Here is a 24,944-nt window from a genome sequence, read left to right as displayed (position 1 = left end):
TCTGCCCCTCGCCCGCGCTTTAAGTGTAGCCCGGCGCCAGTGCGAAGGTGCCGTTCTTCGCAGTGCTGGACTCCGACATCACGATCTCTTCGGTCAGGTAGCCGTTATGCTCGGTCGGCGAGAAATGGTAGTTGCCGAAATAGCCGGGATAGGCCGACAGCGTGTTCCAGTATTTGATGATGTCAGCGCCGTCGGTCGAGCCGCTTTCCGCAACTGCCTTGGCGATCAGCTCGATGCAATCGATGCCGCCCGCGATCCACCACAACAGCGTGTCGTTCAGCGCGACGTTGGCTTTGGCCAGGCGCGCGACCAGATCCGCGCTCTTCGGCGGCAGCTTGCCGGCGCTGTCATAGCTGCAGCTCTTGTAGCCGATCGCATAGACCTTCTTCCAGTTCTCCGGCTTGGCGACGAGGTTGGCAAGCTCGCCCGACGCCAGCGAGGGATGACCGACGAAGGGAACGTCCCAATTCAGCGCGGCGCGGGTGTTGAACATGCGCGCCTCCATACCGGTCGAGACGCTCCACACCACGATCGCCTCGGCGCCGGCGTTCTTGGCACGCAGCATGTCCGGCGTCATGTCGGGCTGGGTCGAATCGACATTGGCCTGATAGACCACCTCGGCGCCGTCCTTCTTGAAGGCCGTGACCGACGCGCCAACCGCAGTGACGCCGTATCCGGTGGTGTCACCGATGACTGCGACCTTCTTCACCTTGAGGATCTTGAGACAATAATTGCGCACCGCATCGTCCCATTGGCTATTTGATGGCGCGATGCGGAACGCATTGGGGAACTTGACCGGATCGATCAGGGTCTCGACGACGCAGGGGTGAAGATCCGGCATCTTGGCGCGCGCCATGATCGGCGTGGTCGCCAGTGCCTCGCCCGAATTCAGCGGTCCCCAGATCGCATGAACCTTAGCCTGGCTGATCAGCTCCTGGGTGGCGTTGACCGCCTTGGTCGGATCGCCTTGGGTGTCGCGCATCACCAGTTCGATCTTGCGGCCCTTCACCCCGCCGCCGCTATTGATGGCCTCGACCGCGAAATTGACGCCGCGATTGAAGCCGACAGTTGGTGCCGAGCTTGGACCGGTGATCGCCGCGAGGCAGCCGATCTTGATCGGTTCGGTTTGGGCGATGGCCGGAGCCGGGAACGAGAAGGATGCGGCGCCGAGTGCACCGGCGCTGCCCAACAAAACGTCACGGCGTGAAACGGCCATGTGATGCACTCCCTCTTTGCGGCGCCCGTCGTTTGGTTGCGGACGTCCGTTTGTTCATTGTCCACGGCTTCAATGGCTGCGGTTTCGGTCAACTCAAGTTTGGGCCAGAGACAAAGGTCTTGTCCAGCCCCATCCCCGCATTGACCTCGCAACCTTCGTTCATGGCTTTGGCCGTCGCGACCACCGATCGGCATTGACTGCACCGACGGGAATTTCGCCGGCAATGATCTTGGCAACCTGGCGCACTGTCTCCGCCGATTGATGCTCGATCGCTTGCGGCGTCAGGCCGCCGACATGCGGTGTCGCGATCACGTTGGAGAGCTTCGCAAGCCCCGGTGTCGGCATCTGGTCGAGCGCGCGGCCGACATCCATCGCCGCACCGGCGATGCGGTTGTCGCGCAATGCGACCGCAAGCGCCACTTCGTCGACGAGATTGCCGCGCGACAGGTTGATGAAGAATGCGTGCTTTGGCATTCGCGCCAGCGCGGCCGCCCCGATCAGGTTCTCGGTCTGCGCATTGGCGACCGCAAGGCAGACGACGTAGTCTGCCTGCGCCAGGAGATCGTCGAGCGGCAGACGCCGGATCGCGGCGTCGTCGATGGTGGCGAAGGGATCGGCGACCAGCACGTTCATGCCGAGCACCTTTGCGATCCCGGCGAGAGCGCGACCGATGGCGCCATAACCAATGATGCCGATGGCGCTGCCGGCAAGCTGCCGGCCCATCACAACGTCGGGAGTCCTCCCCGCGTGATACTCCGCGGTAGCGCGCGAGACGCCGCGCGACAGGTCGACCATGAAGCCGACCGCGAGCTCGGCGACCGACTGGATGAAGCCGGGGCTTGCCTGCGTCACCAGCACGCCGGCGGTGGACGCAGCTTCGACGTCGATGTTGCGGATGTCGACAGCGCAGCGCACAAAGGCCTGCAGCCGCGGCAGACGCGGAAATATTTCGCCGGGGCCCGGCGTCATACGGTCAGCGACGATGATGTCGACATCATCAGCGGCGGTCACCAGGGCTGCCGCGTCGAGCGCCTCGTCACCCTCATGCAGCTTGACGTCCGCCACCGCACGCAGCCCGCTCAAGCTGCGCTCGCCATAATAGTCGCGGCGCATCTGCGGCGTATGGGCGAGCAGAACCTTCACGCGCGCATCCCTTTTCTTAGTTTGAGCATGATCTTTTCGGAAAACCGGTCTCCACTTTTCCGGATCATGCTCTAATAACCCAGCGCACGCGGCAGCGCCGTGCTGATGGCGGGCACGAAGGCGATCACCAGGAGGCACAGTAGCAGCAGGCCGAGATAGCCCAGGATCGGCTTGATGGTCTGCTCGATCGGCACATTGCCGATCAGGCAGGCGCCGTAGAGCCCGAGCCCAAGCGGCGGCGCGAACAGGCCTAACCCCATCGCGATCACCAGCACCACGCCGAAATGCAAGGGATCGATGCCGAGCTTGACCGCGACCGGCAGCAACAGCGGCCCGAAGATGATCAGCGCCGCCGCGCCCTCGAGCACCGAGCCCATCACAATCAGCACCGCGATCGACAACAGCAGGAACAGCCAGACGCCGTGGCTGCCGGAGATCGAGAGCATGAACTCGCCGACCGCGTGCGGCACCTGCTGCAGCGTCAGGATGAAAGCGAGCGACTGCGCCGCCGCGACGATGAACAGCACCAGCCCCGAGCGCGTCGCCGATTGCACGAAGCAATGCGCGAGGCTCCTCACGCCAAGCTCGCGGAACAGCAGGCTGCCGACCGCAATCGCATAGACCGCGGCAAAGGCCGAGATTTCGGTAGCGGTGGCAAAGCCGCTCTTGAAGCCGAAGAAGATCATGAAGATCAGCCCGAACGACGCGATCGCGCCGGTCCACAGGCCGGACACCGCCGCGCGCGGTTCGGTGTCGCTGACATCAGCCGGGCGCTTGCCGAAGATGATCGACACCGCGATCAGCGCCACAGCCATCAAGGCGGCAGGCAACATGCCGGCGACGAACAGTCCGCCGATCGAGAGATTGGCGACGAAGCCGAGAATGATCAGATTGATGCAGGGCGGAATCGTCTCCGCCATGACAGCAGACGCGGCGAGCAGCGCCACCGCGCTGCCCGGGTTCTGCCGCGAGCGCCGCGCCGCCGGGATCAGCACCGAGCCGACCGCGGCGACATCGGCCATTTTCGAGCCTGAGATGCCCGAGAACAGCACCATCGACATCACCATCACGACATTGAGCCCGCCGCGCATGCGCCCGACCCCGCGCTGCAACAGCTCGATCAACCGCACCGACATGCCGTTGGCTTCCATCAGGTAGCCGACCAGGATGAAGAACGGGATCGCCAGCAGCACGAAATTGTCTATGCCGCGCGCCATCTGCTGGGCGAAAATCACGCCGGGCAGCGTGCCCTCGACCCAGAGGAAGATCAGCGCCGCCAGCGCCAGCGCAAATCCGATCGGCAATCCACCGACCAGCGTGACGAAGAAGCCGACCAGCATCAGCGTTTGCGAAGACGGTACCGACGACGGCGCGAATGCATCCCAGGCCAGATAGAGGCCGGCGATCACCCCGGTCGCGACGATGCCCGCGATCATGTCGCGCAGCGGCCGGCTGCAGAACAGCTCGAAGGCGAAGATCGTCATGAACAGCGCGCCGACGCCCATCGGATAGAACGTCCATTCCAGCGGCAGGCCGGAGCCCGATGTCTGCCCGGTGGTCAGCCAGCCCATCTTGAGAGCGTTGAACGCGACGTAACCGGCGACGATGGTGACGAGCAGCGCGCCGACGGCATCGACGACACGCCGCGCGCTCGAGGCGAGCATGTCGACGAAGAAAGCGACGCCGAGGTTCTCGCTGCGCGCCAGCGCGCTCGCCGCGCCGAAGAAGCTCGACCCGACCATCAGGCCGCGGGCGACGTCGTCGGACCACTCGACCGGCGCATTGAACAAATAGCGGGCGAGCACCGAGACGCAGACCACCACGAGGTCGGCGGCGAGCAGGACCGCAGCGATCGCGTCGCTCAAGCCAAGCAGCGGCGCCGTGATCCGATAGCTGGTGCTGGGCGCGACTGCGGCGACTGACATCGCGACCGCCTCAGGCCTGGGTCGCGCGGATCATGTCGACGACGGCCTTCGCCTCTGGCCGCGCCTTGATGAAATTATCGGTCTGCGGCAGCACGCGCTTGCGGAACGCTTCCTTGTCGCATTCCACGACAGTGACGCCCTTCTCCGCCAGCGCCGCCAGCGCTTCCTTCTCGACCGCAAGGCCGTGAACGCGGGTATCGATCGCGGCCTTTTTGGCGGCATCGAGGAACCCCTCGCGCAGCTTGGGATCCATGCGGTTGAACGTGGTGTCGCTGAAATAGACCGCGAGCGGCGAGAAGATATGCTGCGTCAGCGCGTAGTTCTTTGCGGTCTCGTAGAACTTGCTGGCGAGGATGGTCGGCGGGTCATGCTCGAGCCCGTCGAGCACACCGGCCTGCAGCGCCGTGTAGATCTCGCCGAACGCCAGCGGCGTCGCCGCGGCGCCCATCAGGCGCAGGCATTCGGTGATGATCGGGTTGGGCAACGTACGGATCTTCAACCCGGCGAGATCCTCCGGCGTCTTCACCGGCTTCTTCGACAGCACGCTGCGCGCGCCGAAATTGTAAGCCCAGGCGATGATGCGGATATTGCCGCCCTTGAGCAGCGCATCCTCGATCGGCTTCGCGCCACCGGCGTCGAACGCCTTGGTCTGCTGCGGGAAGCTCGAGAAGAGGTATCCGAGGTCGAAGGTGCCGACCAGCGGCACCAGGTTGGCCGAGATCGACGAGCCCGACACCATCAGGTCGATCACCCCGAGCTTCACCGAATTGATGACGTCGATTTCCTGGCCGAGTTGGTTGTCGGGGAAGAAGGTGACGTCGATCTGCTCGCCGAGCCCGTTCGCTTTGATCTGCTTGACGAGATTGTCGTAGTAGACGCGGCCGTTGGCGAATTTGGGATCGTTGGGCAGCGACGACGAACATCGCATCTTCATGGTCGCAGCCTCGGCACGCCTGATCAGCGCGGGTGCGGCGGCGAACCACGCGCCGGCTCCAACCGACGACTGCAACACAATTCGGCGGCTCAGGCGCTTCGACATCATGGTGCTCCTCCCGAGGAACGCATGGTTGTTGCCCGTCGCATTGATTGCAGCGAGCTTGGCAGGCTATTTGTCATAATGTATGACAAAACAAATCCGGTTGCGCAAGTCCGCAACCGGATTGTGCAAGGGCGCGGCCCGCCGACGCGCACGCACCAACCGCAACGAGGCTCCCCGATGTTCCAGACCTCCAACGCGTTGCGCCGGAACGTGCACAGCCAGGTCACCGACCGGGTCGGCAGCAGCATCGTCCGCGGCGAGATCGGCATCGGCGAGACGCTGCCGCCGGAAATGCAGATCTGCGAGATGATGGATGTCAGCCGCACCGTGGTGCGCGAGGCGATCCGCACCCTCACCGGCAAGGGCCTGATCGAGTCGCGGCCGAAGAGCGGGACGCGTGTCCGTCCAGCCGAGCAGTGGAATCAGCTCGATCCCGATGTGCTGCGCTGGCACCTCGAGACATCGGATATGGATCAATATCTTGCAAAACTGTTTCAGTTGCGCACCGCGGTCGAGCCGGCCGCGGCCGCGCTCGCGGCGACCCACGCCAGCGAGGACGACATCGCGTTGATCCGCACCGGCTGTGACGGCATGGAAGCGGCAAGAACCGACGAGGCATTTGTCGCCGCCGACATCACCTTTCACCAGGCGATCTATTTTGCCACACGGAACGAGTTCTTCTGGCCAATCGCCCAGATGTTCGAGATCACCTTGCGCCAGAGCTTTGCGATCGCCGCGACCGGTTCGCACCGTCCGCGCGCCCTGATCGAGCACCGCGCCGTGCTGGATGCGATTGCCGCCGGCGACGCGGACGCCGCGCGCGAGGCGACGGTCGTGCTGCTGGCGCATTCGGCGGATGATCTGGTGCGGATTCGCGGTCGCGAATTCGAGACGGCGCCGCGGCCTGCGCGCAAGCGGTGATGGTGGGACATGCTTCGGCATGATGGCCCTTAATTATGATTTCGCTGAGCGGTCCACCATCTCGAGATGTCGTCGCCCGGGTTGACCTGGGTTGACCGGGCGATCCAGTATTCCTGAGACAGTCGTGCTTGAGCCGATGGGCCGCGGCGTACTGGGTCGCTTGGTCAAGCCGGGCGATGACATCTTTGGATAGGGACGCAGCATCGCATTCTCGCGACACGAACTGTCCGAGCTTTGCATTTCGTCAGTGATCGTGTTCGACCCCGTCAAGGCGTCCGCGGGCAATATTGATATCTTCCGCCCTGATGCCAGAGCAGCCGGTCGACCTTTCCATCCTTGTCGCGCAGAAAGGTTCCCTGCGCGTCGACCATCCGCATGAAGAAGCGGTTCTCGCTCTCGGCAAATAATTCAAACTCGGGCTGTCCGGTCCCGCGCACGAACAGCCTTTCCGGCTCCGCGCGGATCGTCAGCGCGAAATTCGGTCCCAACTGGTAGACGCCCGCGTAGGCCGCAAGGATCGCAGGATCGACCGTCACCTCCGGAGGATATTGGGCGAGTTTGTTCGCAGGATTAGCCAGGTTGAACCCGATGTCGTTGACGGAATTTGCCGTGTTGGACAACACAACCGCACCGGAGCGCAGCGAGGTGGAGTACCCGACAAAGGTGCCGTATCCGCCGGTCATGCCGTCCTTCCAGACGATCTCATCCTTGTTGGCCGACAGGACGAACCAGCCAAGGCCGACTTCCCACCTCGGAACGTTCGTTGGGCGGCGGGTTTGCAGCAAAAGACCGATCGCCGGGCGCAGCGGCGCGCCGGCGCCGGCCATGCAGGTCGCGTTCATGAACTTGACCAGGTCGTTGGCGGTCGATCGCAGCGCGCCGGCACCGGCAAGCGTGGGAATATCCCAGTTCGAGGCCGGCTTGAGATTGGAGAGATGACCCTGCGCCAGGCGTTCGCGCATCGAGGAGGTCAGCGAAATCCGGGTATCCGCCAGCCCCAGCGGCGCGCATATCCGCGACACCACAAGGTCCTCGTAGCTCATGTTGGCCCGCAGCGCGAGCACATGCCCGAGCAGACCGAATCCCAGATTGGAATATTCGTAATGCGTCCCTGGATCGAAGCGCAGGGTGTGGCCGGAGAGAAACGCGTAGAGCTGTTCGACGGTGTAGGCCGCATAGGGATTGTCACCGTCGGCCGGTATTCCGTCGGGGACACGCGGCAGCCCGGATGAATAGGTCGCAAGATCCAGCAATGTGATCTGCTTTCCGCTGCGAGCCGGCATCTTCACGTCAGCGGGAAGAAATTTTGCGGCCGGATCGTCGAGGGCGACCTCGCCGCGCGTCACCATCTCGGCCAGCAGCAACGCCGTGAAGACCTTGGTGATCGAGCCGATCTCGAACACGGTGTCGCCGTCCAGCGCCCGATCATTGGCCGCGCCGCTGTGGCCATGGGCCACCGTTTTCTGGCCGATGGGATCGAATACGCTGGCGACGATGCCGAGGCTTTGGCGGGCTCGATCGACGCGATCCCGCAGGATATTTCTGATGTCCTCATCCGGCGCGAAGCCGGCGCCCGCCCGCACCGAACAGACCGCACTCGCGATCGTTCCGAGAAGAAAGTCCCGACGCGCAATCACCATCGCTCTCCCGGCAGGCCGGATGCACAGCCTCGAATTCTAAGGCCATCCGCGGTGGTGGCAAGGGAGCGACGTGCCATCAACAACACTTGAAGAGACAGATTTGACGACGACCTACTTGGTCCGCGCCACACTGGTGCCGTCCCAATCCGCATCGCTGGGATTGGCGAGCTGATGCTGGCAGCGCGCGATCATCTGCGCTGATGCGGCATCCCCGCCGCGCAGCGCCAGGGTCTTCTCGAACGCTGTTATCGCCGCGGTGAAATCACCGGCGCGCCATGCTGCCAGGCCGGCTTCGTAGGATGTCACCCAATCGGGAGGCGTTGCGCTTTGATCGGCCATTCCGATCAGTTCAAAGATCTGCAAGCCGCCGGCGCGGCCGTAGACCGCGAGCCGGTCGAGCTCGCGGACCAGAATGCGAGCGCCTGCCAGCCGCCGCGTCGCCTCGCCGATGATGATGGTCGAACCATAGACCTTGTTGGTGCTCTCGAGGCGGCTTGCGATGTTCACGGCGTCTCCGATCACGGTATAGTTCAGTCGCACCTCCGAGCCGATATTCCCGACCAGCATGTCGCCGGAATTGATGCCGATGCGGATCCTGATCGCCTCGCCGGTGTCGTCGACCAGACCGGCCTGCGCAACCGCACGCTGGCAGGCGAGCGCCGCGCGGCAGCAATCGACGGCATGACCGGGATTTTCCGCCGGCGCCCCCCAGAACGCCATCACGGCGTCGCCGATGAACTTGTCGATGGTGCCATCTTGCTTCTGGATTTCCCCCGAGACGGCATCGAAATAACGCGACAGCAATGGGATGATGCGGTCGCCCGATCGTTCCGACATCCCGGTAAAGCCGGCGAGATCGATGAACATCACGCTCATCGGCCGTACCGCGCCGCCAAGCCGCGCACCGTTGCCGTCGCTGACCAGCCGCCGGACCAGATCGGCCGGGATATATTTGCGGAACGCGGCGAGCCCTTGCGCCATGTCTCCGATCGCACCGGACAGGTTTTCGATTTCGGTCAGCCGCGACGGGTGCCGCTCGACCTTGTCCAGATCGAAGCGTTCGACATGCCTGATCTCGCCCATCACCTTGATCAGGGGTGCTGCGATCAGGCGCTGGGCGAGCCATGCCGATACCAGCCCGGCAAAGACGATCAGGATCGCCAGGCCGATCAGCAATTTCCGGATGGTCAACTGGACCGGACCAAGAAACTCCGACTCCGGCACCACAGTCACCAGCGACCAGCCCGGAAACGAGATCGGCGTCAGCACGGCCTTGTAGGCCTTGCCATCCCGCGTCACCTGGGTGTGAAACGGCTGCCCTTCGTTCGGATTGTAGGCACTCCCGGCCTGCCGCATTGCATCGACCGCGACGGGAAACAGCGGATGATCGGTTTTCAGTGCGTTGAGTTCATTGGCGTCCGGATCGGGGGACGCCACGGCGCTGCCGTCGCGCTCCAGAATGAAGGCGCCGGCGGATTTTCCGACCGTGAGCTGCGACAGGAAATTCGAAACCCGCGTCAGTTCGATGATGATGGACAGAACGCCGGTGGCCTTTTGATCGACGTCGATCGGCGCAGCAAAGGCCGCCGCCAGCCGCTCGCCGCTGGGAAGCGTCGTCAGCGTGGACCAGTGCTCGTCATTGGTTTCCATGGATACGCGAAACCATTCCTGATCGGCGACCCGATATTTGGTGTCCTCGATCTGGCTGCTCTTGAGCCGCAGGTCATTGCCAACAAATTCGTACCGGTCGCGCCGCATCTTCGCATCAGACGCGTTGGCGTCGGGCGTGATCTCGAACATTTCGATCACGGCGTCGCCGAGCTTGTGTCCGGCAAAGAACGATCCGTCCGGCCATCCGAATGCAACCCAGGAGATGGTCGGTTCAGACAGCAACTGCGATTTGAAGACGAATTCGCGCTTTTCGGCGTCACGCGTCTCGAACACTTTTCCGGCCAGCAGCGTGCGCACCGCCATCATCGACGAGCGCGCTTCGGTCGTGATCGACTGCAGCTCGTCACCAACGGCAGAGACGATCTGGTCGTTGATCGTGTCGGCCAACGTCTGGCTGACCTTTTGTGCAGTGCGCCACCACAGCAGATGCACACCGACGGCGCTGACCACGATCGAGGTCAGCACGAGGGCGGAGATGGCACTGCGGATGCCGATGCGCATTGGATAACCCGGTTTCGCGGTATCTCTACCGCATTACGGAACATATCCGCATTTGTTTCGCCGGCGCGGACGCAAGTCGGGACGACGGACACGGGCCTGTGACCATAGTTGAACCGACCAATAACGAAACTTCTGGATTGTTGGCTGCGTACACGCCAAGACAGGACAGTTACCCTCAAAGGCTCACTGATGCACGACGTCTCGATCCCGGCGGCCCTGATCGCCGGCCTTGTCAGCTTCCTGTCGCCCTGCGTGCTGCCGCTGGTGCCGCCCTATTTGATCTATTTGACCGGCGCGACCATCGAGCAGGTCAACCAGGACGGGGCGACGGCGGCCTCCAAGCGCGCGGTGATGATTGCGGCGCTGATGTTCGTGCTCGGCTTCTCCACCGTGTTCGTCGCCCTCGGCGCCAGCGCGTCCTTTGTCGGCGGCCTGATCCGCGCATGGTCGGCCGAGCTCTCGATCCTGGCCGGGATCGTCATCATCATCATGGGCCTGCACTTCCTCGGCGTGACCCGGATCGGGCTCTTGATGCGCGAAGGGCGGCTGACCGCGCCCAAGCCGGTCGGGTTGTGGGGCGCCTATGTCATGGGCCTCGCCTTCGCCTTCGGCTGGACGCCGTGCATCGGGCCGATCCTGGCCGCGATCCTCTCGATCGCCGCGGGGGAGGCCACCGTGACCAGAGGCGCCGGGCTCCTTGCGGTATATTCGGCGGGACTCGGCATCCCGTTCCTGCTCGCGGCCTTCCTGGTCGAGCAGTTCTCCTCGCTGTTTGCCCGGATGAAGCGCCAGCTCCACAATGTCGAGCGCGCGATGGGCGTGCTGATGGTGATCACCGGCATCGCTTTCCTGACCGGCAGCGTGTCGACTGTCAGCGTCTGGCTGCTGGAAACCTTCCCGGCGCTGCAAAATATCGGTTAGGCCGCTGTAACAAGCGGCTCACCTGAACGAAACTCCTCCCATGACGCGGCCGTAGCTTTCGGCTCGAGCCGATTGACGCGCGTTCGCCCTGAACACCGGCGCAGGCCGCGTGACGACATGTTCGAGAGGGGTTTCCCATGAATTTCATCGTCAACCTGCTGATTTTGCTGCCGGCGCGGATCGCCGCGTATTTCTCCTGGGCCGGGCCGCTGATCATGCGGATCATCGTCGGCTACACCTTCATGCTGGCCGGCTGGGGCAAGCTCACCAACCTCGCGCAGGTCACCGCGAACTTTGTCGACTGGGGCATTCCCTTCCCGCACATCCTCACCCCCTTCGTCTCGGGCGTCGAATGCTTCGGCGGCGTGATGCTGATCCTCGGCCTGTTCACCCGCATCCCCGCCGCGATGCTGGCGGTGGTGATGCTCGTCGCGATCAAGTCGGCGAAATGGGGCGACGTCGATTCGCTGGAGACGCTGTTCGGCTTCGAGGAGATGACCTACTTCGCCGCCTTCATGTGGCTTGCGATCGCGGGCCCCGGCGCCGCCTCGCTGGACCGCTTGCTGGTGAACGCAACGGGGCATCCGAAGGAATCGACCTGAGGTAGCGGCTCACAATCCCGTGACATCGCGAGCCCCGATCCCGGGCGGCGCGTAGCTCCCAACGCCTCGTGCTCCAGGAGCCGCCATGAAACTCGTCCGCACCATCGCAATGCTCGCCGCGCTGACCGCTTCGCCCGCGCTCGCGGCCGACGGGCCGGCATGGGGTGACTGGAACAACGATCTGTTCGCGCATGCCACGGCCGAAAAGCGCTTCGTCATCCTCGATCTTGAGGCGGTGTGGTGCCACTGGTGCCACGTGATGGAGAAGACCACCTACGCCGATCCGACGGTGCAGGACTTGCTATCGGCAAAATATCTCCCCGTTCGCGTCGACCAGGATGCCAACCCGGACCTGTCGAGCCGCTACGGCGACTGGGGTTGGCCGGCGACCATCGTATTCGCGCCAGATGGCACCGAGATCGCGAAGATCAGGGGCTATATCGAGCCGGAGCGGATGCAGGCGCTGCTCAAGGCCATCATCGACGATCCCTCGCCGGGCCCCTCGGTTGGCGAAGCCTTCGAGGTCAAGCCGACGGCGTCCGCTTTCCTGACCAAGGAGCAGCGCACCGAGCTGACCAAGACCTTTGACGACTCCTATGACGACAAGCTCGCGGGCTGGGGCGAGAACCAGAAATATATCGACGCCGACAGTTTCGACCTCTCGCTCACGCGCGCCGAGGCTGGCGATGCCGTTGCCACCAAGCGCGCGCGGCAGACGCTGGATGCCGCGGTGGCGCTGATCGATCCGGTGTGGGGCGGCGTGTTCCAGTACTCGGAGGCCGGCAGCTGGAGCCATCCGCATTTCGAGAAGATCATGTCGTTCCAGTCGCAATATCTGCGGCAATACAGCCAGGGCTATGCGCTGTGGAAGGACCCGAAACTTCTCGCCGCCGCGCGCAACGTCGAGCGCTATCTCACGAGTTTCCTCCTGAGCCCTGACGGCGCCTTCTATGCGAGCCAGGATGCCGATCTCAACCACGATGTCGACGGACACACATACTACGCGCTGCCAGACACTGAGCGCCGCAAGCTCGGCCTGCCCCGCATCGATAGCAACCTCTATGCCCGCGAGAACGGCTGGGCGATCTCGGGACTGGCGGCCTATTACGCAGTCAGCAACGATCCGAAGGTGTTGGCGATCGCCGAGCGGTCGGCCAAATGGGTGCTTGCCAATCGCGCGCTGCCGGATGGCGGCTTCCGCCATGGCGACAAGGATCGCGGCGGGCCGTTCCTCGGCGACAGCGTCGCGATGGGGCAGGCCTTTCTCGATCTCTACGCCGCGACCGGCAACCGCGACTGGCTGACCGCGGCCGCCAAGGCGGGGGATTTCGCCGCGACCTTCCGCGACGAGGCCGGCGGCTTCTTCACCTCGAAGACATCGGAAGGCAAGGCCGGCGTGTTCGCGAAGCCGGCCAAGCTGATCGACGACCAGATCCTTCTCGCGCGCTTCATGAACATGCTCAATCGCTACTACGGCACCGAGGCCTATCGCGAACAAGCCGCGCACGCGATGCGCTACCTCAGCGCTGCGGCATCAGACATGCAGCGGCCGCTGCCCGGCGTGCTGCTCGCCGATGAGGAACTTGCGGTCGAGCCGACGCATATGACGATCGTCGGACACAAGGATGACAGCCGCGCGCAGGCGCTGCACGCCATCGCCCGCGCCGTGCCCGCCCGTTACAAGCGGCTCGATTGGTTCGACCCGCGCGAAGGCAAGTTGCCGAATCCCGATGTCGAATATCCCGACCTCGGCGAGCCCGCGGCCTTTGCCTGCAGCAACCGCATCTGCTCGTTTCCCTCGTTCAATGCGGCAGAACTGCAGGCGAACGTCGCGCAGATGGCCAAGCTGAAGCCGGCGCGCGCAGCCCAGAACTGATTCAATCCGGTTGTGCAACGCAGCATGTACATCGCCCGGACGCAATGAAATACTCCCGGCGCCGCGGGGTTCAACATGAACGGGTTGTCCAACCGGCCAAAACAAAATTTTCTTTTGAAACTCTGTAACCAAATCACCTGACGTCCCGTAGCTGTTTTTGGAAGAGCATTCAGACCGCGGAAGCACCGTCCTCCGACAGCCGCTGCGATCTGATTGTTTTCCGAATGTCCACTCGTTGTGGTCTGGGATCGAACGATCGTCGGATGCCCACAGCGTCACACTCAGTGTTCAAACAACCATCGAGGAGATCGTCATGAAGTTGAATTCCAAGTCCGGTGCGACACTCGCAGCCGCTGCCGCGACCTTGTTCCTCGCCGGCGCGGTGGTCACGACCACCACGACATCAGCGAGCGCTGCCCAGGGCAAGTGCATGGCCGGCAACGCCTGCAAGGGCCAGAGCGCCTGCAAGGGCGGCGCCAACGCCTGCAAGGGTCAGAACGCCTGCAAGGGCACCGGCTTCTCGATGACCTCCGAGAAGAAGTGCGCAGCGTCCGGCGGCGCCTACGTCAAGGGCTGATTGTCCCGGATCGATGCAACGAAGGCCCGGCGCTGCCGCCGGGCCTTTTTCTTTACGAGCCACCACGAAAATAAATTCTAAAATAAAGCTCGCCCGCGATGTAACCAATGCGCGCCGCGCGCGTAGCTAACGCTGGGTGCAGCCTTTGGCCGGAACTGTCGCGGCCAGCGGGCGGCGCACCTTCAATGTTATTCCAGAGGAGATGCTCATGAAGGTTACTTCCAGGTCTGGAGCCGCGATCGCCGCCGCTGCAGCCACTTTGTTCCTCGCCGGTGCCACCATGTCGACCACGGCCTATGCCGCCGGCGAAGGCCATTGCGTCGGCGCCAATGCCTGCAAGGGCCAGAGCGCCTGCAAGGGCGGCAATCATGCCTGCAAGGGCCAGAACGCCTGCAAGGGTCAGGGCTTCTCGGCCATGACCAAGGACAAGTGCGACGCCGCCAAGGGCAAGTTCGAGCCCGCGTAAGCGCTTCGGATCATACGGGGCCCGGTGTAGGCCGGGCCCCGTTTCCGTGATAGTTTCACCAATCATCGTTTTGCAAGTCAGGCGCCGACGTCACGGCGCCCGCAGCGCGGAGACGCCATGAACGTCGCAAGCCGATTGCCCGATCCATCGACGGCGCGCAGCGAGCGTCCGATGCAATCAGCCAAGCCGCCGTTCCTCGGTTTCGGCCTCGGCCTGCGCGCGCAACATTACGACGAGATCCTCAACGGCAATCCGCCGATCGACTGGTTCGAAGTGATCAGCGAGAACTACATGCTGCCGGGCGGCCAGCCGCTGCGCATCCTCGATCAGATCTGCGAGCGCTATCCGGTCGTGATGCACGGCGTCTCGCTGTCGATCGCCTCCACCGCGCCACCGAATTTCGAGTACCTTCAGGGCCTGAAGGACCTCGCGAAACGCGCGCAGCCGAAATGGGTCTCCGACCATCTGTGCTGGACCGGCGTGCATGGCAAGAATTTGCACGATTTGCTGCCGATCCCCTACACAATGGAAGCGCTCGACCATGTCGTGAGCCGCGTGCAACTGGTGCAGGATGTCCTCGGCCGCGCCATCGTGCTCGAGAACGTCTCGACCTATGTGCAGTTCAACAATTCCGAGATGACCGAATGGGAATTCCTCTCCGAGCTGTCGCGCCGCTCGGGCTGCTGGCTGCTGTTTGACATCAACAACGTCTATGTCAGCGCCTTCAACCACGGCTATGATCCGCTGACCTTCCTCAACGGCATCCCTGCTGACCGCGTCGTGCAATTCCACATGGCCGGCCACAGCCACATGGGTACGCACATCATCGACACCCACGATCATCCGGTGTGCGAGGACGTCTGGGATCTCTATGTCGCGGCACTGAAGCGGTTCGGGCGAGTCTCGACCATGATCGAGCGCGACGACAACATCCCACCGCTCGACGAGCTGATGGTCGAAGTCGTCAGGACGCGCGAGATCGCGGAGAAGGTGCTGCCCCCGGGCGCGCTGGCGCGATGAGCGACTTCGCACGCCAGCAGGCTGACTTCCAGCACGGCATCCTGACCGGCGACGACAAGATCCTGGCCGAAATCCTCGACAGCCCCCAGGAGAAGCGTGAGACGCTGTTCGGCGTCTATCGCTATGCCTATGGCTCGCGGCTGGTCGAGGCGATGCGCAACGACCACGAGCTGCTGCATCTTTATCTCGGCGACGAGACGTTTGACGAGATGGGCCATGCCTATGTCAAGGCGCGGCCGTCGCAGCATCCGAATTTGCGCTGGTTCTCGCAAGCGTTGCCGGACTTCCTGCGATCCAACGAGCCCTACAGCGATCATCCCGTGCTGGCCGATCTCGCCGCGCTGGAGCAGGCGCTGAACGACGCCTTCGATGCCAAGGAAGGCGCCGTGCTGGCGCTGGAAGCGATGGCCGGCTTCGCGCCCGAGATGTGGAACGATCTGGTGTTCGAACCGCATCCGAGCGCGGCCAGGATCGATCTCTCGACCAATGCGGCCGCAGTCTGGATGGCGTTGAAGAACGACGAGGCGCCGCCTGAAGCCGAAACGCTTGCGGAGCCGTATCGCACGCTGATCTGGCGCCAGGACACCACGCCGATGTTCCGCGAGCTGCCGATCGAGGAAGCCATGATGTGGGACGAGGCCACAAACGGCATTCCGTTCGGCGTGCTCTGTGAAATGCTCGCAACCTACGACGACCCCGACGGCGCGGCCGCGCGCGGCGCCGGTTATCTGCACGGCTGGATCACGGCAGGACTCCTGACGGCAGCATCCGTCCGCGAATAGAGGGCCCGGCATGGGCGCCGACATCAGCAGCCACTTCATCGAGCGCCTCACCTGGGACGAGGTGGCGCATCGGATTGCGGCAGGTCACCCAGCCATCCTGCCGGTCGGCGCCGCTGCCAAACAACACGGCTTTCATTTGCCGCTCAACACCGACCGCCTGCAGGCCGAATGGTTCGCCGCACGGCTGGCTGAGCGCATCGACGCGCTGATCTGGCCGACCGTCACCTACGGCTATTATCCCGCCTTCATTGAATATGCCGGCAGTGCCAGCCTGTCGGGCGCGACCTTCGAGGCTTTGATCCACGAGATCGCCGCCGAGATCCTTGGCAGCGGCTGCAAGGCCCTGTTCGTGCTCAACACCGGCATCAGCACGCTGGCGCCGGCCGAACGGGCGCTGAGCCGCCTCGAGAGCGGCAAGGTCCACCATTTGCGCATCTACGAAGGCCCGCGCTATGTGCACGCCGCCGAAACGCTGAGCCAGCAAAGCTACGGCAGCCATGCCGACGAGCTCGAGACCTCGCTGATGCTCGCGATCGCCCCTGATATGGTCGAGATGGCACGTGCCGAGGCAAGCCCTGCCATCCGGCATGAAGTGCCCGGTCGCCTGACGCCATCGGATACAAACTCGCCGAACTACAGCCGCTCCGGCAGCTACGGCGATCCGACGCTGGCGACGCGGGCCAAGGGCGAGGTTCTGCTGGCCGCGCTGCTCGACGATCTCCACGAACAGGTCGCCGCGGCGCTGGCCGAGCGCGAAGCGCCGGCGTCTCGCAGCGTGTCGCGATGAAGAGCATCCCGACATATCGGGTGATCGCCGCGGCCATGCTCGTAGCCTCGCTGCTGATCGGCGTCGTGTCCTGGCACGTCGAGGCGCAGTCCGAATTCATGCGGGGCGATCGCATGCCCTACGACGCCTTCGACAGGCTGCCCAAGACAGACCTCGAGGTCCCAGGCGCGACGATCCATGTCGGTTTCGCGCCCGGCGACATCGCGCTGCCGAAGGAGAAAATCCTGGACTGGGTGAAGATGTCGGCGAAAGCCGTGTCGACCTATTACGGCCGCTTCCCTGTCGATTCACTGCGATTGCTGCTCGTGCCCGTCGACGGCCCGCGCGTCCGTGGCGGCACCACCTGGGGCTATCGCGGCGCCGCGATCCGCGTGATGCTTGGCCGCGCCTCCGACGAGGACGATTTGAAGCGCGACTGGGTGATGGTGCACGAGATGGTGCACACCGCCCTGCCCGACCTCGACGATCGTTACGGCTGGCTGTCCGAAGGCCTCGCCGTCTATATCGAGCCGATTGCGCGGGTGCAGGCCGGCGACCTCACTGCGCGAGAGATCTGGCAGGCGATGATGCGCGACATGCCGAAGGGCCTGCCGCAGGCCGGCGACGAGGGGCTCGACAACACCGACACATGGGGCCGCAAATATTGGGGCGGCGCGATGTTCTGCCTGCTTGCGGATATCGAGATCCGCAAACGCACCGGCAACCGGCTCGGGCTGCAGGATGCGATGCGCGGCGTGCTTGCCGCCGGCGGCAATCACGAGAAGGACTGGTCGATCGATCGGGTGCTTGCGACCGCTGACAAGGCTGTCGGCGTCGACGTGTTGACACGCATGCACAACGAAATGGGACCAAAGCCGGTGACGCCCGATCTCGCCGCGCTGTGGCGCGATCTCGGCGTGAGGATGCAGGGCGACACAATTGACTTCGACGACGCCGCGCCGCTGGCGGCGATCCGCAAGGCGATCACCGAAACGCGCGCCCGATAGGGACGCACGGCCAAAATATCGAAAACAACCCCATGCAAAGTAGCCGGCGGCTGCCGGCGTTCGGCACGGCACTCGACATGTCGGGCAACTCAGCTGCATTATTCCATTATTCCGAAATAAATGCAGGCGTCCCTCGCCCCCCGCAAGCGGGAGAGGGAGCACAGACTTCGCGGCGGCTATTCAACCTGATCTCGTCATGCTCTGGCTACCGCCCTTCGCGGCCGCACACGCGGAACTTAGCTGGATTTTGGCCGTGCGATGGCGGACTATTTCCTCTCACCGCAGCAGACGCCGAAAGAGATTCGAAATCGATGGCCAGGGATCATACACCGCGCGCCAACTGGCCGATCTTCCGTTCGCTGAAAGCCTTCCGTCCCAGCGACCTCCCGGGCGATCTGATCGCCGGCCTGACGCTGGCCGCGATTGCGATCCCCGAACAGATGGCGACCGCGCGGCTCGGCGGCTTCTCGCCGCAGATCGGCTTCTTTGCCTTCATGGCGGGATCGCTGGGCTTTGCGATGTTCGGTGCCAACCGCTTCCTGTCCTGCGGAGCTGACTCCACAATCACGCCGATCTTCGCCGGCGGCCTGGCGCTGATGGCAACAGCCGGCACGCCCGAGTATCAGTCGCTGGCAATGGCGCTGGCGCTCCTGGTCGGCGCGATCATGGTTGCCGGCAGCCTGTTCAAGCTCGGCTGGATCGCCAATCTGCTGTCGACGCCGGTCACCGTCGGCTTCCTCGCCGGCATCTCGGTCCACATCCTGGTCTCGCAACTGCCCGGCGTGCTCGGCCTCGCCTCGCCCGACGGACCGACGCTTTACAAGCTCAGCGTTCTCGCCGGCGAAATCGACAAGACCAACCCCTATACGCTGGTGATCGGTCTCGGCGTGCTGGCGCTGGTCGCCGGATCGGAAAAGATCAGCGCACGGATTCCGGGCGCGCTGATCGGTCTGGTCGCGGCGACCATCGCGGTGATCGCCTGGCATCTCGAAAGCAAGGGCGTGAAGGTGGTCGGCACCGTGCCGGCGACACTGCCGACGCCGTCGCTTCCCGTGATTGCCCCCGAGCGATGGGTCAAGCTGTCGTCGCTAGCGATCCTGATCGCTGTTGTCGTGATGGTGCAGACGGCGGCGACGACGCGATCGTTTCTGTCGGATCCGGACAAGCCGGCCGATGTCGACCGCGACTTCCTCGGTGCCGGCGCCGGCAGTCTCCTCGCCGGCCTGTTCGGCGCCTTCCCGGTCAATGCCTCACCGCCGCGGACCGGCATCGTGTCGGAAACCGGCGGCCGGACGCAGCTTGGCGGGCTGGTCGCCGCGGGAATCGTGCTCGCGCTGTTGGCATTCGGCGCGACGCTGCTGCAGCACGTGCCGGACGCCGCGCTCGGCGGCGTGCTGCTGTTCGTCGCGCTGCGCATCATCCGCGTCAAGCAGATCGTCGCGATCTTCCACCAGTCATTCTACGAATTCCTGCTGGTGGTGGCGACAGCAGCCGCGATCATCGTGCTGCCGATCGAGCAAGGCGTCGCGGTGGGCATCGCGCTGTCGCTGCTGCACGGCATCTGGACCACGACGCGGGGCAAGGTGGTCGAGTTCGTCCATGTCCCCGGCACCACGATCTGGTGGCCGTCGGGCCCGCACACCGCGGGCGAGCGCAAGCCCGGAATGGCCGTCGTCGGCCTGCAGGCCCCACTGTCGTTCCTCAATGCAGAAGGCTTTCACGCAGAGGTGCTCAAGATCATCGCCGCATCGACACCGACGCCACGGCTGCTGGTGATCGAAGCCAGCGGCATGATCGAGATCGACTTCACCGCGGCGCAGTGCCTGCACGATTTGTTCCGCGAGTGCCGCGAGGAGAGCGTGACGGTCGCCGTCGCGCGGCTGGAATCATCGCGCGCGCAGGATGCGTTCGAGCGGTTCAATCTCTACGAGGTATTGCCGAAGGATCACGTCTTTCACAGCGTCGATGAAGCCGTGCGCGCGCTGGGCGGGCAGGCATAGAGCGCGTGCTCATAACGTCGGCTCTCGGGAGCAGAGCGCACGTCTTGTGCTCCGCTTAGGATTTTTCTGGCTTTGACCCGTTGCCGACTCGCGTGTCGATCTCGGTGACGTGCAGGCCGTGATTGGGTCGCTTTCACGTCAGAGCAAATGCGTACCCGCTCTCGGCCGAAAGCCGTGAAAGCGGACATCGACTAAGCCGTATTGTTCGAGTTCGATCCGTTACTGCCAGTCCTGAGGAGTGTTCCGGCACGGCGCTTGCATTTTGCAGAGGTAGATTCCGTCCACCGTGCGAGGTGCAGCCTTGAGCGACTTGATCGATCGTTCGGTGAGAGGGCTCGGTTTCGACCATCCGGAGCCCACGCTCGACCAGGCGAAAGACCTGCATCATGCGGGCAATCAATGGTTTTTGGCCCTGACCGCACTTGGCGTGGTTTTCGGCGATATCGGAACGAGCCCACTTTATGCCTTCCAGATGGCGCTTACTGGGCTCGGCCACCCGGCTCCCGCCGCAGCCGAGGTGACCGGAATCGTATCGCTCATTCTTTGGGCGCTGATCGCCATGGTCTCCTTGAAATACGTCGTCTTGATCCTGCGCGCCGATAATGAAGGCGAGGGCGGCATCTTATCGCTGCTGTCACTGGTCGCGGCGGATAAGGTCGGGGACGGCGCGAAACTTCCCTTGTTGGTCCTCCTCGGCGTGATCGGTGCTTCTCTTCTTTATGGGGACGGCGTCATAACGCCGGCTATCTCCGTGCTTTCGGCAATGGAAGGCCTAAAGTTAGTCGCTCCCAGCTTCGAGCATTTCATCCTGCCGGCCACGATCGCGATCCTGGTCGGCCTGTTCGTGATTCAGCGTCATGGGACCGAGAGCATCGGAAAGCTGTTTGGTCCGGTCATGGTGGCATGGTTCGCCGTGATTGGCCTGCTCGGCGTGGTCAACATCATCGCCGCACCGGCAATCCTGCGTGCCGTCAATCCGCTCGAGGGAGCGCAGTTCCTGCTCGGGGATCCCAAGGTCGCCTTTGTCGTTGTCGGCGCCGTCTTCCTCGCGCTCACCGGTGGCGAGGCACTCTATGCCGACATGGGCCATGTCGGAGCGGCTGCGATCCGGCGCGCATGGTTTGCGCTGGTGCTGCCGGCGCTGCTGCTGAACTATTTTGGGCAGGGCGCGCTGATCCTCGCCGATCCATCCGCTGCCGATAATCCCTTTTACAAGCTTGTCCCTGGCTGGGCGCTGATCCCGATGGTAGGGCTGGCGACGCTCGCCACCATCATCGCCTCGCAGGCGCTGGTGTCCGGCGTGTTTTCGCTGACGCGCCAGGCGATGCAGATGGGGCTATGCCCGCGGGCGCGCATCATCCCGACCTCGTTCGATGAGGCAGGCCAGGTTTATGTGCCCGCGGCCAACTGGCTGTTAATGACTGGCACGCTGTTGACGGTGGTGTTGTTCCGCTCGTCGGACAATCTTGCTGCGGCCTATGGCATCGCGGTGTCAGGCACCATGCTAATCACCACAATCCTGCTCTATCGGGTCGCGGTATCGCTCTGGAAATGGCCGCAAAGCTTCGCAATTCCCGTCATCGCCATCTTCGGTGCGATCGACTCCACTTTCCTCGTGTCCAACTCGCTGAAGATCGTCGAGGGCGGCTGGTTTCCACTGCTCGTCGGCACGCTGATCGCAGCGCTGATGCTGTCATGGCGCAAGGGCTCCTCCGCAGTGCGACACCGGCTGCAAGAGATGTCGATGCCGCTGAAGGAATTTCTGGACTATGCAGACAAAGCGGTGATCGGCCGCGCGCCCGGCATGGGTGTCTGGCTCACTAAGGTCGAGCATGGCGCTTCGCCGATGCTGCTCCGCCATATCGAGCATAACCGCGTGCTCCACCAAACGGTGGTGCTACTCACCTTTGCTTCTGATCGCCGGCCGCGCGTGCCCTTCGGCGAACGCCACTCCGTGCATCGCCTCGGCCACGGCTTCTATCGCATCCAGGTCCGGCTCGGCTTCATGCAGACGCCGGACATCCCGCTGACCCTAATCAATTGCAACAAGCTCGGCTTCGACGGCGATCTCGACCACAAAAATTACTATCTCGCGCACGAGACCATCGTGCGCCGCGAAACTGGATCGTCGATGGATCCTTTCACCTTTGCGCTGTTCACGTTCCTTAACAGGATCGCCAGTCGCGCGCCCGACTTCTTCAAAATCCCGCACGATGCGGTGATCGAAGTCGGTTTCCGTGTCGAGGCCTGAGCGGCGAGAATCGCTTGTGGCCCGGGCCGACATGCACACATGTCGGCTTCAACGTCCGCTGTCGAGGGTAAACGGACGTTACGAATTCATGAGTACACGCCATAGCCGGAGCAACTCAGCCGGCCTCCGCCTCCAGCGTCGGATGCTCCTTCAGCACCTCGGCCTTGATCGAGCCCGCGTGGATCGCACGGTACAGCGCCCGCGCCGTCTTGATGTTGTGGGCCTTCATGCAGAGGCCGACGATCTCGCGGACCGCGGCGTCGCGCACCAGTTCGTCTGAAATCTTCATCGCGAGCGCCATCGCGGCCTTGGCGGCGCGCTGGTAGCGGTCGCGGTCGACCTCAAGTTTCTTCGGCGAGCGGCCCTCTGATGTGCCGACCTTCTCGGCGCTGTCGGCGGCGGTACGGCAAATCGCACGGATCTTCTGCGCAGCCTCGATGTCGCCGAGTTGTTCCTCGACGGGTTCGTCCCAGACCTCGATGCGCTTGGCCTTGCTAAACCACAACATCGCCACGTCCTGTGGCCGGAATATCCCAATAGCTTATTCTTTGAGCATGATCTTTTCGGAAAACTGGTCTCCACTTTTCCGGATCATGCTCTAGACAGCCGGGACGATCTTTCCGGGATTGAAAATGTTCTGCGGATCGAGGGCGCGCTTCAGCGCCCTCATCGCGTCGAGGGCCTCGGGGCCAAGTTCGGCCTTCAAATATTTCTGCTTGCCCTGGCCGACGCCGTGCTCGCCGGTGCAGGTGCCGCCCATCGCCTGGGCGCGCTCGACCAGGCGGTGCATGAACTCCTCGCCGCGCGCCATCTCGTCCTTGTTGTCGATGTCGCAAACCAGCGAGCAGTGGAAATTGCCGTCGCCGACATGTCCGACGATCGGCGACAGCAGATTGAGCCGCTTCAGATCGTCCTCGGTCTCGGTGACGCAGTCAGCGAGCCGCGAGATCGGCACGCAGACGTCGGTCGCGACCACGCCGATGCGGTCACCGGGGCGGAGCGCCTTCACCGACCAATAGGCGTCGTGCCGCGCCTGCCACAGTTTTGTGCGGTCTTCCGGCTTGGTGGTCCAGCTGAAGTCGCCACCGCCGCATTCGGCGGCGAGGTCCCGGAAATTCTTCGATTGCTCGGCGACCTCGACCTCGCTGCCGTGGAATTCCAGCAGCAGCAGCGGCGTCTCCGGCAGCGTCAATTTCGAATAGGCATTGCAGGCGCGCACCTGCTCGGCGTTGAGCAGTTCGATCCGCGCGACGGGAATTCCAGTTTGAATGGCGAGGATGGTGGCCTGGCAGGCGCCGCGCACGGTCTCGAACGAACACGCCGCCGCCGCGATCGTGTCAGGGATGCCGCGCAGCTTGATGGTGAGTTCCGAGATGATGCCGAGCGTGCCCTCGGCGCCGACGAACAGATGCGTCAGATCATAGCCGGCAGAGGATTTCTTCGCCCGCGTGCCCGTGGTGATGATCTCACCGTCGCCGCGCACCACCTTGAGCGCCAGCACGTTCTCGCGCATCGTGCCGTAGCGCACCGCGTTGGTGCCGGAGGCGCGGGTCGACGTCATGCCGCCGAGCGAGGCGTCGGCGCCGGGATCGATCGGGAAGAACAGGCCCTGGTCGCGCAGATGCTCGTTGAGCGCCTTGCGGGTCACGCCGGGCTGGATCACGCAGTCGAGGTCCTCGGCATGGACCTCGAGCACCTTGTTCATGTCGCGCAGATCGAGGCAAACGCCGCCCGCGGGCGCATTGACCTGGCCTTCCAGCGAGGTTCCGGTGCCGAACGCGATCACGGGCACGCCGTGCTTGGCACAAATCCGCACCACGTCCTGGATGTCGGCGGTTTCCTGGGCCATCACCACCGCATCCGGCGGCTGGGTCGGCAGCCATGTGGTGGTATGGGCATGCTGCTCGCGCACGGCCAGCGACGTCACGAGCCGATTGCCGAACCGCGCCGCCAGCGCATCGATGGCGCCCTTCAGGGCCTGCGGCTCAGGTCGCGTCACATTGCTCGAAATCGTTGTCGCCACGTCGAATTTCCTCCGGCTTTAGCCGACCGTGGCAAAGCTTGTATAAGGGGTCAAGAACCTATCGAACCAACAGGGATGGATAATGACTGACGTGACTGCCGCCGGGGAGGTGCCGCTTCCGCCTGCCCCGTTCAAATCCTCGGTGATGCAGATCGAGCCGCAATGGATCGACTATAACGGCCATCTCAACATGGCCTATTACAATGTGATGTTCGACCGCGCCATCGACGAAATGTGGCTGCAGATCGGCATCGGCCCGGCCTATATGAAGGAGCGGCACTGCTCGACCTTCACCGCCGAATGCCATGTCCGCTATATCAGGGAGATCCACCTCGGCGATCCCGTGCAGATCACGATCATCCTGCTCGGCGCCGACGAAAAGCGGCTGCACACATTTCAGGAGATGCGCCACGCCACCGAGGGCTGGCTGTCGGCGACCTCGGAGAACATGTCCCTGCATATGGACATGCAGGCGCGAAAAGTGGCGCCGTTTCCATCAGACATCCGCGCCCGCGCTCAGGCGATCTTGGGCAGCCACGCGGCCGTGGCGCGTCCCGAGGGCATCGGCCGCAACGTGGCGATGCCCTCGAAATAGGC

The 24,944-nt window shown here is 63.7% G+C and carries 21 protein-coding genes; 13 read left to right on the top strand and 8 right to left on the bottom strand.

Going from position 1 to position 24,944, the window contains the following annotated elements:
* Nucleotides 1-19: 19 nt before the first annotated feature.
* The 4 genes from UP10_RS09890 to UP10_RS09875 all read right to left on the bottom strand — a co-directional run bounded on the left by UP10_RS09890 (nt 20) and on the right by UP10_RS09875 (nt 5,326).
* Nucleotides 20-1,216, bottom strand: a complete 1,197-nt coding sequence (locus UP10_RS09890; RefSeq protein ID WP_044587116.1) for an ABC transporter substrate-binding protein — start codon at nt 1,214-1,216, stop codon at nt 20-22.
* Between the two features lie 159 nt (nt 1,217-1,375).
* The gene (locus UP10_RS09885) at nt 1,376-2,359 is read right to left on the bottom strand and encodes an NAD(P)-dependent oxidoreductase (protein WP_044587115.1); all 984 of its coding nucleotides are present in this window, start codon (nt 2,357-2,359) and stop codon (nt 1,376-1,378) included.
* A 71-nt stretch (nt 2,360-2,430) separates the two neighbouring features.
* On the bottom strand, nt 2,431-4,284 hold the full coding sequence (locus tag UP10_RS09880; protein WP_044587114.1) for a TRAP transporter large permease: 1,854 nt from the start codon (nt 4,282-4,284) through the stop codon (nt 2,431-2,433).
* A 10-nt stretch (nt 4,285-4,294) separates the two neighbouring features.
* On the bottom strand, nt 4,295-5,326 hold the full coding sequence (locus UP10_RS09875; RefSeq protein ID WP_044587113.1) for a TRAP transporter substrate-binding protein: 1,032 nt from the start codon (nt 5,324-5,326) through the stop codon (nt 4,295-4,297).
* Nucleotides 5,327-5,500: 174 nt separating this feature from the next.
* Between UP10_RS09875 and UP10_RS09870 the strand changes: the two genes are divergently transcribed.
* The gene (locus tag UP10_RS09870) at nt 5,501-6,244 is read left to right on the top strand and encodes a FadR/GntR family transcriptional regulator (RefSeq protein ID WP_044587245.1); all 744 of its coding nucleotides are present in this window, start codon (nt 5,501-5,503) and stop codon (nt 6,242-6,244) included.
* Nucleotides 6,245-6,510: 266 nt separating this feature from the next.
* On the opposite strand, the gene UP10_RS09865 is transcribed toward UP10_RS09870, so the two are convergent.
* Both UP10_RS09865 and UP10_RS09860 read right to left on the bottom strand, forming a co-directional pair.
* On the bottom strand, nt 6,511-7,881 hold the full coding sequence (locus UP10_RS09865) for a serine hydrolase (RefSeq protein ID WP_197086775.1): 1,371 nt from the start codon (nt 7,879-7,881) through the stop codon (nt 6,511-6,513).
* A gap of 114 nt (nt 7,882-7,995) precedes the next feature.
* Nucleotides 7,996-10,056, bottom strand: coding sequence for an adenylate/guanylate cyclase domain-containing protein (locus tag UP10_RS09860; protein ID WP_044587111.1), 2,061 nt, complete (start codon nt 10,054-10,056; stop codon nt 7,996-7,998).
* Between the two features lie 189 nt (nt 10,057-10,245).
* Between UP10_RS09860 and UP10_RS09855 the strand changes: the two genes are divergently transcribed.
* The 11 genes from UP10_RS09855 to UP10_RS09805 all read left to right on the top strand — a co-directional run bounded on the left by UP10_RS09855 (nt 10,246) and on the right by UP10_RS09805 (nt 22,324).
* Nucleotides 10,246-10,977, top strand: coding sequence for a cytochrome c biogenesis CcdA family protein (locus tag UP10_RS09855; protein ID WP_082077036.1), 732 nt, complete (start codon nt 10,246-10,248; stop codon nt 10,975-10,977).
* Nucleotides 10,978-11,114: 137 nt separating this feature from the next.
* Nucleotides 11,115-11,579, top strand: coding sequence for a DoxX family protein (locus UP10_RS09850; RefSeq protein ID WP_044536087.1), 465 nt, complete (start codon nt 11,115-11,117; stop codon nt 11,577-11,579).
* Nucleotides 11,580-11,664: 85 nt separating this feature from the next.
* Complete coding sequence (locus UP10_RS09845) at nt 11,665-13,455, top strand: DUF255 domain-containing protein (protein WP_044587110.1); 1,791 nt, start codon at nt 11,665-11,667, stop codon at nt 13,453-13,455.
* A gap of 313 nt (nt 13,456-13,768) precedes the next feature.
* Nucleotides 13,769-14,032: a BufA2 family periplasmic bufferin-type metallophore gene (gene bufA2 / locus UP10_RS09840; protein WP_044536085.1), complete on the top strand. Its 264-nt coding sequence runs from the start codon at nt 13,769-13,771 to the stop codon at nt 14,030-14,032.
* A 208-nt stretch (nt 14,033-14,240) separates the two neighbouring features.
* Nucleotides 14,241-14,498, top strand: a complete 258-nt coding sequence (gene bufA2, locus UP10_RS09835; protein ID WP_197086774.1) for a BufA2 family periplasmic bufferin-type metallophore — start codon at nt 14,241-14,243, stop codon at nt 14,496-14,498.
* Nucleotides 14,499-14,669: 171 nt separating this feature from the next.
* A complete protein-coding gene (gene bufB / locus UP10_RS09830) occupies nt 14,670-15,518 on the top strand; it encodes an MNIO family bufferin maturase (protein WP_044587108.1) in 849 nt (282 codons plus the stop codon).
* Nucleotides 15,515-16,300: an HvfC/BufC N-terminal domain-containing protein gene (locus tag UP10_RS41995; protein ID WP_050043612.1), complete on the top strand. Its 786-nt coding sequence runs from the start codon at nt 15,515-15,517 to the stop codon at nt 16,298-16,300. Before bufB ends, UP10_RS41995 begins: the two co-directional genes overlap by 4 nt.
* A 10-nt stretch (nt 16,301-16,310) precedes the next feature.
* Entirely contained in the window at nt 16,311-17,087 is a 777-nt protein-coding gene (locus tag UP10_RS09820) for a creatininase family protein (protein ID WP_044587107.1), read from the top strand.
* The gene (locus UP10_RS09815) at nt 17,084-18,073 is read left to right on the top strand and encodes a gluzincin family metallopeptidase (RefSeq protein WP_245321702.1); all 990 of its coding nucleotides are present in this window, start codon (nt 17,084-17,086) and stop codon (nt 18,071-18,073) included. Before UP10_RS09820 ends, UP10_RS09815 begins: the two co-directional genes overlap by 4 nt.
* A gap of 311 nt (nt 18,074-18,384) precedes the next feature.
* Entirely contained in the window at nt 18,385-20,073 is a 1,689-nt protein-coding gene (locus UP10_RS09810) for a SulP family inorganic anion transporter (RefSeq protein ID WP_044587106.1), read from the top strand.
* Between the two features lie 301 nt (nt 20,074-20,374).
* On the top strand, nt 20,375-22,324 hold the full coding sequence (locus UP10_RS09805) for a potassium transporter Kup (RefSeq protein ID WP_197086773.1): 1,950 nt from the start codon (nt 20,375-20,377) through the stop codon (nt 22,322-22,324).
* A gap of 115 nt (nt 22,325-22,439) precedes the next feature.
* On the opposite strand, the gene UP10_RS09800 is transcribed toward UP10_RS09805, so the two are convergent.
* Entirely contained in the window at nt 22,440-22,832 is a 393-nt protein-coding gene (locus UP10_RS09800) for a hypothetical protein (protein ID WP_044587105.1), read from the bottom strand.
* Nucleotides 22,833-22,922: 90 nt separating this feature from the next.
* On the bottom strand, nt 22,923-24,347 hold the full coding sequence (locus tag UP10_RS09795; RefSeq protein WP_044587104.1) for an FAD-binding oxidoreductase: 1,425 nt from the start codon (nt 24,345-24,347) through the stop codon (nt 22,923-22,925).
* 82 nt (nt 24,348-24,429) lie between these two features.
* On the opposite strand from UP10_RS09795, the gene UP10_RS09790 reads away from it, so the two are divergent.
* On the top strand, nt 24,430-24,942 hold the full coding sequence (locus UP10_RS09790; protein ID WP_044587103.1) for a thioesterase family protein: 513 nt from the start codon (nt 24,430-24,432) through the stop codon (nt 24,940-24,942).
* Nucleotides 24,943-24,944: the final 2 nt, after the last annotated feature.

Origin of the sequence: Bradyrhizobium sp. LTSPM299 (assembly GCF_000938235.1) — a bacterium.
In the GTDB taxonomy this organism is placed as follows: domain Bacteria; phylum Pseudomonadota; class Alphaproteobacteria; order Rhizobiales; family Xanthobacteraceae; genus Bradyrhizobium.
This window is presented reverse-complemented; position numbering and strand designations above follow the sequence as displayed.